The following is a 13788-nucleotide window of genomic DNA, read 5'->3' on the forward strand; positions in this document are numbered from 1 at the left end:
ATGGATCCCCGCGCGGTCGAACTTTGGGAGCAATCCCTCTCCATACTCCGCACCCAGATCAGTCCAAACACCTTTGAAACGTGGCTCTTAAAGGCATCCCCGGTCACCCTGGATGCCAACACCCTGGTGGTTCGAGTTCCCAATATGCTGGCCCGGGACTGGCTCGAACGCCACTATACGCCTCTGGTGCAGGAAGCACTCTACACGATTCGCCGCGAGCCTTTGTACGTTCGATTTGTCCTGCCGGACTCGGTGCCCTACGAACAACCGGCCTCCCAGGCGACTTCTGCTTCTCCGGCGCCGATGAGGACTCATGACGACTTTCCACCACCCCAACTGAGCAGTAAATACACATTTGAAAGCTTTGTCGTCGGGGAGAATAATCGATTCGCTCACGCCGCCTGTCTCGCCGTGGCAGAAGCTCCATCCCTTTCTTATAACCCTTTGTTTATCTACGGTGGGGTGGGTCTTGGCAAGACGCACCTCATGCAGGCAATCGGGCATTACGTGTTGAAACATCATCCCGAAAAGCGCGTGGTGTACATATCCACCGAACAGTTTACGAACGAATTCATCAACGCCATTCTTTATAAAACCGTTCCCGACTTTCGCAATCGCTATCGCTCCGTCGACATTCTCCTTGTGGACGACGTTCAATTTCTCGCCGGCAAGGAACAAACCCAGGAGGAATTTTTCCACACATTTAATACACTGCACCTCGAGGGAAAGCAGATTGTCCTCTCGAGCGACAGACCTCCAAAGGAGATCCCTACCCTGGAGGACCGCTTGCGCTCCCGCTTTGAGTCAGGACTCATTACAGACATCCAACCCCCCGATTTTGAAACCCGGGTGGCGATTTTGCGCAAGAAAGCGAAGGCGGAAGGTCTGGATATCGGCGAGGACGTGATTTCGTTCATTGCTTCCAAAGTCAACACGAACATTCGGGAGCTAGAAGGAGCACTCATTCGCATCGTCGCCTACTCATCGGTGGTCAACCAAGACATGAATCCTGAATTGGCGGCTGAGGCCTTAAAGGACATCATCAATGCTGACCGCAAACAAACCATCACCGTCTCCGACATTCAAAAGGCGGTGGCCGAACAATTTTCTTTGCGCGTCGAGGATCTGAAGGCTAAGAAGCGCACGAAGTCGGTCGCTTTCCCCAGACAGATCGCCATGTATCTCGCCCGGGAAATGACCTCTTTATCCCTGCCACGAATTGGCATGGAGTTTGGGGGCCGCGACCACACCACGGTGATGCACGCCCACGAAAAAATCATTCGGGCCCAAGCGGAAGACCCTGATCTCGCCGAGTTGATCCAACATCTGAAAAACCGCTTGCTTCATGCGTAGAGTCATACACAGTGAGGACCTTAATGGAGCATGTTATCCACAGCCTCATCCACAAGAAAATCAGCGCAGCTGCAGGTTTCATTGGACTTGTCCACAATTTACCTGCACTGATTATGACGATGAATCTTATGTTTTTATCCTCTTACTCCTACCGTATGTAAACGCTAAGCCTTTTAGACCGCATCCAAGGAGGTTTTTCTCTTGCGAATCCACATTCACCAACAACGTCTAGGTGCTGCTTTGCAACAAGTGCAACGCGCAGTCTCCGCTCATTCCACCATGCCGATTCTGGGGGGCATCAAGCTGACTGCCGACGTGGACGGGCTTCGTTTGATGGCCACCAACCACGAAATCGCAGTCGAGACTTACCTCGCCGCGGACTCGGATGAAACCCTGTCCATCGAGGTGCCCGGATCAATCGTTTTGCCCGCCCGGTATTTTGTTGAGTTGGTCCGGAAACTCCCCGACCCTTGGGTTCATTTAGCCGTTCAACAACCTTATTCCGTGCAAATCACATCTGCGAAAGCGGCCTTTCTCCTTCATGGTTTCGATCCGGAGGAGTTCCCCCGTTTGCCCCAAATTTCCTCCGATCAGCCATTTCTCATTTACAGCGACAACCTGAAAGATGCCATTCGCCAAACTGTCGTGGCGATCGCAGCCGAGGAGACGCGACCGGTTCTAACCGGGTTGTGCATGAAGTTTGACGCGGACTCCATCACCTTCATCGGTACCGACAGTCATCGCCTGGCCTCACGAAAACTATTTTTACAAGGAGGGCCGGAAGGTGCGTCCGAAACTGCTGTGGTTCCCGGGAAAAGTGTTCATGAGCTAGCCCGACTTCTCCCAGAGGATGATACACCCGTCGCCATGACCATAGCGGACAACACCCTTCTGGTTTCTTCCGAGACCACCCGGTTTTTCACAAGGCTTTTGGAAGGACAGTATCCCGATACGTCAAAAATTATTCCAACCACTTTTAAAACTCGTATCCATATCCGCAGGGACCCCTTTGCTTCGGCGCTGGAACGCGCCTTGCTTATTGCCCGGGAAATGCAGAATCAAGTCGTTCGCCTCCAACTGCAATCGGATCGAATCGAACTCAGCGCTCATTCCCATGATGTTGGACGGGTATCGGAACAAGTTCCCCTCGACCAATTTTCTGGTGATGCACTGACTATTGCCTTCAATGGGAAATATATGCTGGACGCTGTGCGATCCTTTGACGGGGAACAGTTAACTGTCGATTTTACCGGAACGATGAGCCCCATGGTTCTTCGTCCAACAGATGGGCAGGAATATTTGCACCTCGTGCTGCCTGTTCGAACCGTCTAGAGGAGGTGCACCATGCAGGAGATTGAAGTGGTTGTGACGAATGGATTTATCACTCTGGGGCAATTGTTGAAACGACTGAATCTGGTTTCCACCGGGGGAGCGGTCAAGGCATTCCTGGAAACAGAACCGGTTTACGTCAATCATGAGCGTGAGACCCGCCGGGGCCGGAAACTCTATCCCGGAGATCTCGTTTATTGTCCCGACAGAGGCACGTGGCGGATTCGCGGGGAATGAGTCGAAATGCGTCTTGAGTCTCTCCAGCTGCTCCACTTTCGCAATTACCCGCATCTCCAACTGGATACCCGAGCTCCGGTCAATGTGTTTATCGGGGAAAACGGGCAGGGAAAAACCAACGTCTTGGAAGCGATCGATATCCTGGCGTTGACGAAATCCCACCGAACCCACCGTTTAGCGGAGTGCATTCAGTGGGGAGAGCAGTCCGCCCTGATCGAAGGTCGCGTCCAGCGGAACACGGGATCTTCGGAACTGTCGGTCACCTTGACGTCGTCCGGAAAGCGGGCGGCGGTGGCAGGGGTTGAACGCCCGCGCATCAGTGATTACGTAGGGATGTTGAACGTCGTGCTCTTTACCCCAGAAGATCTTCAGTTAATCAAGGGTAGTCCCCAGGTCCGACGCCGCTTTTTGGATATGGAGATCGGCCAGATTAGCCCCGTGTACCTGCGGGATCTTCAGCAATACGTACGGGCCTTGTCCCAGCGAAATCAATTGTTAAAGTCTGCCAATGCCAACCCGACGGAGCGTATCACGGACACCCTTGATATTTGGGACGACCAATTGGCTCGTCACGGCAGTCGAGTCATTCTGCGCCGGGCAAAGTTTGTGCGTACGTTGGAGCGACATGCGCGGGAGATCCACAGCCGAGTTAGCGGGGACCGGGAAGTTCTCTCCCTTTCTTACGCCAAGGTGTCTCCCGAACAGACGCCAGAGCAGGTGTTCCAGATGTATCTCCATGAGCTTCGGGCCCGACGTTCTCTCGATCTGGCCCGGGGCATGACTTCTGTTGGACCCCACCGGGATGACCTGGTGATTTTGTTAAACGACCGGGAGGCGGCCGCCTTCGCTTCTCAAGGTCAACAGCGAACGGCTGCGCTCTCTTTGAAACTGGCGGAGATTGAACTGATCCGAGAAGAAGTGGGAGAATACCCAGTATTACTACTCGACGATGTCCTTTCGGAGTTGGACCCGGTGCGCCAAGTCCATCTCGTATCGGCTATGGGGGCACAGGTACAGACTTTCCTCACCACCACGCATCTTGAAGGCCTTGGCTCCCTGGCGGGCGCCCTTCAAGTGTTTGTCGTCGAAGCAGGGCAGATACGAGCGAAAACACCCTAGCGATCGCGCCGGGAGGAACACTTGGAAAAGGGAGTGTCCATTTTGTTTATTCATCTCGGCGGGGATATGATGGTGTCAACGAAAGATGTGATCGCCATTCTCGATACCAAGATGGTGAATGTCTGCGATGATACCCGCCGCTTTCTTCAGGCGGCCGATGGAAAGGGACTCGTTTTTCGGGTGGAATCGGGTCAGGAGAAATCGATCGTCATTACCGAGACCCGGGTTTTCATTTCCCCCATTTCTTCCCTGACGCTGAAAAAGCGGGCCGGGTACATCACCGAAGTCGACGGGTAACTTGCCGAGAGGGGCGGATTTTTGCGCTTTTTCCCGCCCTATGCTAAAATTTGAACCGCGAATGTTACGTACGCCTGATTGGATTCAGGCTTCTTTTTTGTCAATGATCTGCCATCAGGCACGTGAGGTATTCCGGGAGGGTGGTCAATGGCCGAAAAATCCAACCTCACCTATGATGAATCGCAAATCCAAGTTCTTGAAGGCCTTGAGGCCGTTCGCAAAAGGCCAGGTATGTACATCGGTGCCACCAGCAGCCGCGGACTTCATCACTTAGTGTGGGAGGTCGTCGACAACAGCATCGATGAGGCCTTGGCGGGTTATTGCGATCGCATTGTCGTCCGGGTCAATCCGGATAACAGCGTAACCGTGATCGACAACGGCCGCGGAATTCCCGTGGGCCCTCACCCGAAACTAGGGAAGCCTACGGTAGAAGTAGTTCTCACCGTGCTTCACGCCGGTGGAAAATTTGACGGAAAAGGCTACAAGGTGTCGGGTGGTTTACACGGGGTCGGCGTGTCCGTCGTTAACGCCCTCTCCGAATGGCTGGAGGTGGAGGTCTGGCGGGAGGGATCGGCTTACCGCCAGCGTTATTCCCGGGGCGTACCCGTCACACCGCTTGAACGACTCGGTCCCACAGACCGAACGGGCACCCAGGTCACCTTTAAACCGGACCCGGAGATTTTTGAAGATGTCGTTTTTCAATACGATATCTTACAAGGCCGCCTTCGGGAGTTGGCTTTTCTGAACGCCGGGGTCACGATCATCCTAGAGGATGCCCGGAATGGCCACCGTCAGGAGTTCGCTTACCAGGGGGGCATCCGCTCCTTTGTCGAATACTTGAACCGATCCAAGGAAGTTCTCCATCAGCCGCCGGTCTACATCGCCGCGGAAAAGGATGACGTCGTCGTCGAAGTGGCCTTGCAGTATAACGATGGGTATGTCCCGAGCCTATACTCTTTTGCGAACAACATTCACACCCACGAAGGGGGCACGCACGAGTCCGGTTTTAAAAGCGCCCTAACCCGGGTGATCAACGATTATGCTCGAAAAAACAACCTCCTCAAAGATAGCGACAGCAATGTCACGGGCGAAGATGTCCGGGAGGGCTTGACGGCGATTATCAGCGTAAAGATTCCCGATCCCCAGTTCGAAGGCCAGACCAAAACAAAACTGGGAAACTCCGAGGTCCGCGGCATCGTCGAATCGGCTTTTGGAGAACGCTTCGTGGTCTTTCTCGAAGAAAACCCGGCAGTGGCCAGGAAAATTGTCGATAAATGTATTACCGCAGCCCGAGCCAGGGAAGCGGCGCGCAAAGCCCGGGAACTGACGCGGCGAAAGAATGCCTTAGAGGTGAGTTCCCTTCCTGGAAAACTATGGGATTGCTCGTCAAAGGACGCCTCTGAATCCGAATTGTACCTGGTCGAGGGGGACTCGGCGGGCGGGTCTGCAAAAAGCGGGCGAGATCGACATTTTCAAGCGATCCTTCCTCTCCGGGGCAAGATTCTGAATGTGGAAAAGGCGCGCATGGATAAGATCTTGTCCAACAACGAGATCCGGGCAATCATTACAGCCATCGGAACGGGTATTGAGCCGGATTTTGACATTTCCCGGGCGCGGTATCACAAAGTGGTAATCATGACCGATGCGGATGTGGACGGATCCCATATCCGAACGTTGCTCCTCACCTTTTTTTACCGGTACATGCGCCCGCTAATTGAGGCCGGTTACGTCTACATCGCCCAACCGCCTCTTTACCGCATCCAGAAGGGCAAAGTGGTTCGGTACGCCTACAGCGACAAGGAACGGGACCACATTGTCCACGAGTTAAAAGGTGATGTGAATGATATCCAACGCTACAAAGGTTTAGGAGAAATGGACGCCGAACAATTGTGGGAGACCACCATGGATCCAGAAAGCCGAACGTTGCTTCAGGTGAGCATGCAGGACGCTATTGAGGCGGACGCGATTTTTTCCGTGTTGATGGGCGATCGAGTGGAACCCCGACGCGAATTTATTGAAGCCCATGCTCATTTTGTCCGCAATCTCGATATCTGAGCGGAAAGGAGCAAACTGAATGGCCGATCCCGGAAAGATTCTACCCGTCGATATCAGCGAGGAGTTGCGCCAGTCTTTTCTCGATTACGCCATGAGCGTAATTGTGAGTCGAGCCATTCCAGACGTCCGGGACGGGTTGAAACCGGTTCATCGCAGAATTCTTTACCAAATGCACCTTTTGGGGATGACGCCCGATAAACCGTATAAAAAATCGGCTTGGGTCGTAGGTCAAGTCTTGGCCAAATTCCATCCTCACGGCGATGCGGCCGTATACGACGCCCTGGTGAGGTTGGCCCAGGACTTTTCCACGCGGTACCTGTTGGTGGACGGGCACGGCAACTTCGGTTCCGTGGATGGCGATGGAGCCGCGGCCATGCGATACACCGAAGCTCGCCTGTCGAAAATCGCGCTGGAACTACTTCGGGACATCCAGAAAGAGACGGTGGACTTCGGGGATAACTACGACGGGAGCGAAAAAGAACCTCTCGTGCTTCCTTCGAGGTTTCCGAACATCCTCGTCAATGGGTCTACAGGTATCGCCGTAGGCATGGCGACCAACATTCCTCCACATAACCTGGGGGAAGTGATTGACGGAGTCGTCCATCTGATCGATCACCCCGACGCCGGGGTGGAGGAACTCATGCAACATATCAAAGGGCCCGATTTTCCCACCGGGGCGTTGATTCTCGGACGTGAGGGGATCCTGGACGCGTATCGCACGGGACGCGGTAGTATCATTTTGCGGGCGGCTACACAGATTGAGGAGGCCTCGGGGGGCAAAACGCGAATTGTCGTCACTGAAATCCCTTACCAGGTGAACAAAGCCCGTCTTGTGGAAAAGATTGCGGAACTTGTTCGGGAGAAACGAATCGACGGGATCACCGATTTAAGAGACGAATCGGACCGCCGGGGCATGCGAATTGTCATCGAATTGCGCCGGGACGTCAAACCACGAGTGGTATTGAACAATCTTTTCAAACATACCGCTCTGCAAACGAGTTATGGGGTTATCATGTTGTGTTTGGTGGATGGGCGGCCCAGGGTCTTGAACCTGGGAGAAATGCTTCGGTATTACCTGCGGCATCAGGAAGATGTCATCCGTCGTCGAACGACCTACGACTTGAAAAAGGCCGAAGCGAGGGCTCATATCCTGGAAGGCCTGCGAATCGCCCTCGACCATATCGATGCGGTGATCGAATTGATTCGAGGGTCTAAGACGGTGGAAGAAGCCCGGACTGGGTTGATCGAACAGTTTCACCTCAGCGAGGAGCAGGCCCAGGCTATTCTCGATATGCGCCTGCAGCGGTTGACCGGATTGGAACGCCAGAAGATCGACGAAGAGTACGCGGAATTGGTGGAAAAAATCAAGGAGCTGCGAGCGATTTTGGCGGACGAGAAAAAAATTCTCGGGGTGATTCGCGAAGAATTGTTGGAGATTAAGGCGAAATATGGCGATGAGCGACGCACCCGCATCACCGCCGGGGAAGGAGAAATTGATGATGAGGATTTGATTCCCGTGGAGGAGGTGGCCGTCACTTTATCCCACGACGGGTATATCAAACGTCAACCCATGTCCCTTTATAAGAGTCAACGGCGAGGCGGTCGCGGGATTACGGCGATGGGCACCAAAGAGGAGGATTTTGTCGAACATTTGTTTATCACCTCCTCTCATCACTACCTGTTATTCTTTACGAATAAGGGTAAGGTGTATCGGTTGAAGGCTTACGAAATTCCGGAGTTGGGGCGCGCCGCAAAGGGAACTCCCATCGTCAACCTGTTGAACGTCGACCAAGGAGAAAAGATCTCGGCGGTGATTCCAATTCGGTTGACCGATGGCGGACAATATCTGATCATGGCGACCCGGGAAGGGACGATTAAAAAAACGCCGTTAGATGAGTTCGAAAACATTCGCCGGGGGGGCTTGATGGCCATCAGTCTCCGGGAAAACGACGAATTGATCGCGGTCCGGATGACAGATGGTTCTCGGGAGTTGATTCTCGGGACGCGATCCGGGATGGCGATTCGCTTTCCGGAAACGGATGTACGATCCATGGGCCGCGGCGCAGCTGGTGTAAAAGCCGTGGATTTGCAGGACGGTGACGTGGTCATCGACATGGATGTGGTGGATCCGGACGGAGATGTCCTGGTTGTCACCAATCGCGGATTTGGGAAACGCACTCCCATCACGGAGTATCGTCATCAGTCCAGGGGTGGCAAAGGGATTCGAACTCTGCATGTCACGGCCCGAACCGGATCTGTGGTGAGTCTCAAAATGGTGAGGAACGATGAGGACCTGATGGTGATCACCACAACGGGCATTGCCATCCGCATGCACGTGGATGAGATCTCGGTCCAAGGTCGGAATACCCAAGGAGTGAAGCTGATTACTCTAAAAGAAGACGAAGAGGTTTCCACGGTGGCGAAGGTCGTCTGTGCCGGAGAGGGGAACTGACCCTGGGAGCGGATGGCAAGGATCGGACGGTGGAAAATCGCGCATTCTAGAGAATGAGGGCGCATGGGGGCGAATGAAGCCGGTTGCCCTGCCGAAATCGGGGATCGCCCGGGTTGTGTCCGGGCTCTCAAAGGGCCTATAATTCTCCTCGCTGCCCCGATGGGCTCACCCCCGGGGCGGCCGGAAAATGTGCGCGGCAGACGTCGCGGGCTTTTCCACGAACTACCGGTTGCATCTTCAGCCGGGATTTGATAAAGTATCTCTTGTCGCCGCTCGAAGCGGCACCTCGATCCTTGAGAATCAAACAGTACGCCACTGTTAGCCCGGATGAATCTTTTCACGGAGAGTTTGATCCTGGCTCAGGACGAACGCTGGCGGCGTGCCTAATACATGCAAGTCGAGCGGGTCGCCTCGGGGCTTGCCCCGGGGAGGCCAGCGGCGGACGGGTGAGTAACGCGTGGGCAACCTGTCCGGCAGACCGGGACAACGCCTGGAAACGGGCGCTAATTCCGGATAGGCGCAAAGGGCGCATGCTTTTTGCGGGAAAGGGGAAACCCGCTGTCGGGTGGGCCCGCGTCGCATTAGCTGGTTGGTGGGGTAACGGCTCACCAAGGCGACGATGCGTAGCCGGCCTGAGAGGGTGGGCGGCCACACTGGGACTGAGACACGGCCCAGACTCCTACGGGAGGCAGCAGTAGGGAATCTTCCGCAATGGGCGAAAGCCTGACGGAGCGACGCCGCGTGAGGGAAGAAGGCCTTCGGGTTGTAAACCTCTGGCTTTGGGGACGAGGGCACCGAGGGGACTCGGTGAGGGACGGTACCCAAGGAGGAAGCCCCGGCAAACTACGTGCCAGCAGCCGCGGTAAGACGTAGGGGGCGAGCGTTGTCCGGAATCACTGGGCGTAAAGGGCGCGCAGGCGGCGATGCACGTCCGAGGTGAAAGGCAGCGGCTCAACCGCTGAGGGGCCTCGGATACGGCATGGCTTGAGGGTCGGAGAGGCAAGGGGAATTCCTGGTGTAGCGGTGAAATGCGTAGAGATCAGGAGGAATACCGGTGGCGAAGGCGCCTTGCTGGACGACACCTGACGCTGAGGCGCGAAAGCGTGGGGAGCGAACAGGATTAGATACCCTGGTAGTCCACGCCGTAAACGATGAGTGCTAGGTGTGGGTGGGGATGCCCATCCGTGCCGAAGGAAACCCAATAAGCACTCCGCCTGGGGAGTACGGCCGCAAGGCTGAAACTCAAAGGAATTGACGGGGGCCCGCACAAGCGGTGGAGCATGTGGTTTAATTCGAAGCAACGCGAAGAACCTTACCAGGGCTTGACATCCCTCTGACACCTTCAGAGATGAGGGGTTTCCTTCGGGGACAGAGGAGACAGGTGGTGCATGGTTGTCGTCAGCTCGTGTCGTGAGATGTTGGGTTAAGTCCCGCAACGAGCGCAACCCTTGCTCTGTGTTGCCAGCACGAGAGGTGGGCACTCACAGGGGACTGCCGGCGAGGAGCCGGAGGAAGGCGGGGATGACGTCAAATCATCATGCCCCATATGTCCTGGGCTACACACGTGCTACAATGGGCGGTACAACGGGGAGCGAAGGGGCGACCTGGAGCGAATCCCTGAAAGCCGTTCGTAGTTCGGATTGCAGGCTGCAACTCGCCTGCATGAAGGCGGAATCGCTAGTAATCGCGGATCAGCATGCCGCGGTGAATCCGTTCCCGGGCCTTGTACACACCGCCCGTCACACCACGAGAGTCGGCAACACCCGAAGTCGGTGGGGCAACCGTCCGAGAGGGCGGAGCCAGCCGCCGAAGGTGGGGTCGATGATTGGGGTGAAGTCGTAACAAGGTAGCCGTATCGGAAGGTGCGGCTGGATCACCTCCTTTCTAGGGAGCAAGGCAAAGAGAAAGGGTTGGGGTGCGCGTACTGTTTGATTCTGAGGGAGCGAGGCTCCTTCATCGTTCCTTGAGAACTGAAAAGCCACGCAGCGAGAGAAAGTAGGAAAGGCGCACGGTGGATGCCTGGGCGCTGGGAGCCGAAGAAGGACGGGGCGAACGCCGAAACGCCCCGGGGAGCCGTAAGCGGGCGTTGATCCGGGGGTGTCCGAATGGGGGAACCCGCCGTCTGGGAGAGGCGGCATCGGCGGCTGAATGCATAGGTCGTCGAGGGCAGACCGGGGGAACTGAAACATCTTAGTACCCCGAGGAGAAGAAAGCAACCGCGATTCCCCAAGTAGCGGCGAGCGAACGGGGAGGAGCCTAAACCGGTCTTTTAGGGGGCCGGGGTCGAGGGGCGTCCCATGTGGAGTAAGAAACCGGGTTGGTAGGAGAAGGGTCTGGGAAGGCCCGCCGGAGAGGGTGAGAGCCCCGTATCCGAAACCGACGCGGCTCCGGGGCGGACCCCGAGTAGGGCGGGGCACGAGGAATCCCGCTTGAATCCGGGAGGACCACCTCCTAAGGCTAAATACTCCCCAGCGACCGATAGCGGAGAGTACCGTGAGGGAAAGGTGAAAAGCACCCCGGGAGGGGAGTGAAAAAGGACCTGAAACCGTGTGCCGACAAGCAGTCGGAGGGCGTCACAGAGCCTGACGGCGTGCCTTTTGTAGAATGAACCGGCGAGCGGCCGTATGAAGCGAGGTTAAGGCCTTCAGGGCCGGAGCCGAAGCGAAAGCGCGTCTGAAGAGGGCGAGAGTTTCATGCGGCAGACCCGAAACCGGGTGATCTACCCCTGACCAGGGTGAAGTGGCGGTGAAACGCCATGGAGGCCCGAACCTGTTGGTGTTGAAAAACCATAGGATGAGTTGGGGGTAGGGGTGAAATGCCAATCGAACCCGGAGATAGCTGGTTCTCCCCGAAATCGCTTGAGGGCGAGCGTGCGGCGAAGAAGGCGGGGGCGGTAGAGCACCGATTGGGGGAGGGGCCCGCGAGGGTTACCGAGCCGAGTCGAACTCCGAATGCCGTTGTCGGATGCCGTGCAGTGAGACTACGAGTGATAAGATCCGTGGTCGAGAGGGGAACAGCCCAGACCGACGGCTAAGGTCCCCAAGGGCGGGTTAAGTGGGAAAGGAAGTGGCCGTGCGAAGACAACCAGGATGTTGGCTTAGAAGCAGCCATCATTGAAAGAGTGCGTAATAGCTCACTGGTCGAGTGCGGCTGCGCCGAAAATGAAACGGGGCTGAAACCCGCGACCGAAGCCTCGGACAGGAGACTGTGGTAGGGGAGCGTTCCCGCGTGGGGGAAGCACGACCGGAAGGGCGTGTGGACAGGCGGGAAGTGAGAATGCCGGTATAAGTAACGAAAGACAGGTGAGAATCCTGTCCGCCGAAAGCCGAAGGGTTCCTGGGGAAGGTTCGTCCGCCCAGGGTTAGTCGGGACCTAAGCCGAGGCCGAAGGGCGTAGGCGAAGGGCAACGGGTGGAGAATCCCGTACCACCGAGGTCCGTTTGAGCGAAGGGGGGACACAGGAGGACAGGGGAGCGGCCGGCTGGAAGAGGCCGTCCAAGCGGCGAGGGTGTTGTGCAGGGAAATCCGCACAACGGGCGCCTGAGCCGTGAAGGGGAGGGAAGCATGAGTACCGAAGTCCCTGGGTTCACACTGGCGAGAAAAGCCTCTAGCGAGGACCTGGGTGCCCGTACCGGAAACCGACACAGGTTGGCACGGAGAGGATCCGAAGGCGACCGGGAGAACTCTCGTTAAGGAACTCGGCAAAATGGCCCCGTAACTTCGGGAGAAGGGGCGCTCCGGTAGGGTGAGGGAGAGATTCTGAGCCCGAGGGAGCCGCAGAGGAGAGGCCCAAGCGACTGTTTAGCAAAAACACAGGTCTCTGCGAAGCCGGAAGGCGAGGTATAGGGGCTGACGCCTGCCCGGTGCTGGAAGGTTAAGGGGAAGGGTGAGAGCCCTGAACCGAAGCCCCAGTAAACGGCGGCCGTAACTATAACGGTCCTAAGGTAGCGAAATTCCTTGTCGGGTAAGTTCCGACCCGCACGAAAGGCGTAACGACTTGGGCGCTGTCTCAACGAGAGACCCGGTGAAATTGTAGTCCCTGTGAAGATGCAGGGTACCCGCGGCTAGACGGAAAGACCCCGTGGAGCTTGACTGTAGCCTGATATGGGAGATGGGTCGGTCATGTACAGGATAGGTGGGAGGCAGGGAACTCCGGGCGCCAGCCCGGGGGGAGCCGACGTTGGGATACCACCCTTGGCGGATTGATCTTCTAACCTGCGGCCGTGAACCGGTCGGGGGACAGTGTCAGGTGGGCAGTTTGACTGGGGCGGTCGCCTCCTAAAAGGTAACGGAGGCGCCCAAAGGTTCCCTCAGCGCGGATGGACATCGCGCGGCGAGTGCAAAGGCACAAGGGAGCTTGACTGCGAGAGAGACAACTCGAGCAGGGACGAAAGTCGGGCTTAGTGATCCGGCGGCACTGAGTGGAAGGGCCGTCGCTCAACGGATAAAAGCTACCCCGGGGATAACAGGCTGATCTCCCCCAAGAGTCCACATCGACGGGGAGGTTTGGCACCTCGATGTCGGCTCATCGCATCCTGGGGCTGAAGTCGGTCCCAAGGGTTGGGCTGTTCGCCCATGAAAGCGGTACGCGAGCTGGGTTCAGAACGTCGTGAGACAGTTCGGTCCCTATCTGCCGCGGGCGGAGGAAACTTGAGAGGGGCTGTCCTTAGTACGAGAGGACCGGGATGGACCGACCGCTGGTGTCCCAGTTGTGCCGCCAGGCGCACCGCTGGGTAGCCAAGTCGGGGAGGGAGAAGCGCTGAATGCATCTAAGCGCGAAGCCCGCCTCAAGATGAGGTTTCCCACACCGCAAGGTGGTAAGACCCCTTGGAGAAGACGAGGTAGATCGGTCCGGCGTGGAAGCGCCGCGAGGCGTGAAGCGGACGGATACGAATCGGTCGAGGCTTTCTCAAGCTGTGGTGGCTTTTCGGTTTTGAGGGAACGAGG

At 56.6% G+C, this 13788-nt stretch carries 7 protein-coding genes and 2 rRNA genes; all 9 read left to right on the plus strand.

The window, feature by feature from the left end; genetic code table 11:
- The 9 genes from dnaA to CVV65_RS00045 all read left to right on the plus strand — a co-directional run bounded on the left by dnaA (nt 1) and on the right by CVV65_RS00045 (nt 13755).
- Complete coding sequence (gene dnaA, locus CVV65_RS00005; protein ID WP_100666435.1) at nt 1-1353, plus strand: chromosomal replication initiator protein DnaA; 1353 nt, start codon at nt 1-3, stop codon at nt 1351-1353.
- A 201-nt stretch (nt 1354-1554) separates the two neighbouring features.
- Nucleotides 1555-2685, plus strand: a complete 1131-nt coding sequence (gene dnaN, locus CVV65_RS00010; protein ID WP_100666436.1) for a DNA polymerase III subunit beta — start codon at nt 1555-1557, stop codon at nt 2683-2685.
- Between the two features lie 12 nt (nt 2686-2697).
- Nucleotides 2698-2919: an RNA-binding S4 domain-containing protein gene (locus tag CVV65_RS00015; protein ID WP_100666437.1), complete on the plus strand. Its 222-nt coding sequence runs from the start codon at nt 2698-2700 to the stop codon at nt 2917-2919.
- A 6-nt stretch (nt 2920-2925) separates the two neighbouring features.
- The gene (gene recF / locus CVV65_RS00020) at nt 2926-4038 is read left to right on the plus strand and encodes a DNA replication/repair protein RecF (protein WP_100666438.1); all 1113 of its coding nucleotides are present in this window, start codon (nt 2926-2928) and stop codon (nt 4036-4038) included.
- 21 nt (nt 4039-4059) lie between these two features.
- The gene (remB, locus tag CVV65_RS00025; RefSeq protein WP_232059525.1) at nt 4060-4335 is read left to right on the plus strand and encodes an extracellular matrix regulator RemB; all 276 of its coding nucleotides are present in this window, start codon (nt 4060-4062) and stop codon (nt 4333-4335) included.
- Nucleotides 4336-4482: 147 nt separating this feature from the next.
- The gene (gene gyrB / locus CVV65_RS00030; RefSeq protein WP_100666439.1) at nt 4483-6390 is read left to right on the plus strand and encodes a DNA topoisomerase (ATP-hydrolyzing) subunit B; all 1908 of its coding nucleotides are present in this window, start codon (nt 4483-4485) and stop codon (nt 6388-6390) included.
- A gap of 19 nt (nt 6391-6409) precedes the next feature.
- Nucleotides 6410-8842, plus strand: a complete 2433-nt coding sequence (gyrA, locus tag CVV65_RS00035; protein ID WP_100666440.1) for a DNA gyrase subunit A — start codon at nt 6410-6412, stop codon at nt 8840-8842.
- Nucleotides 8843-9178: 336 nt separating this feature from the next.
- A 16S ribosomal RNA gene (locus tag CVV65_RS00040) occupies nt 9179-10726 on the plus strand.
- Nucleotides 10727-10830: 104 nt separating this feature from the next.
- Nucleotides 10831-13755: ribosomal RNA gene (locus tag CVV65_RS00045) — 23S ribosomal RNA — on the plus strand.
- Together the 16S and 23S rRNA genes form the textbook arrangement of a ribosomal RNA operon.
- Nucleotides 13756-13788: the final 33 nt, after the last annotated feature.

Origin of the sequence: Kyrpidia spormannii (assembly GCF_002804065.1) — a bacterium.
Lineage (GTDB): Bacteria > Bacillota > Bacilli > Kyrpidiales > Kyrpidiaceae > Kyrpidia > Kyrpidia spormannii.

Bases quoted from the DNA above. Each gene is read 5' to 3' on its own strand.
- dnaA (WP_100666435.1), top strand. From the start codon at position 1: ATGGATCCCCGCGCGGTCGAACTTTGGGAGCAATCCCTCTCCATACTC.
- recF (WP_100666438.1), top strand. From the start codon at position 2,926: ATGCGTCTTGAGTCTCTCCAGCTGCTCCACTTTCGCAATTACCCGCAT.
- CVV65_RS00015 (WP_100666437.1), top strand. From the start codon at position 2,698: ATGCAGGAGATTGAAGTGGTTGTGACGAATGGATTTATCACTCTGGGG.
- gyrB (WP_100666439.1), top strand. From the start codon at position 4,483: ATGGCCGAAAAATCCAACCTCACCTATGATGAATCGCAAATCCAAGTT.
- gyrA (WP_100666440.1), top strand. From the start codon at position 6,410: ATGGCCGATCCCGGAAAGATTCTACCCGTCGATATCAGCGAGGAGTTG.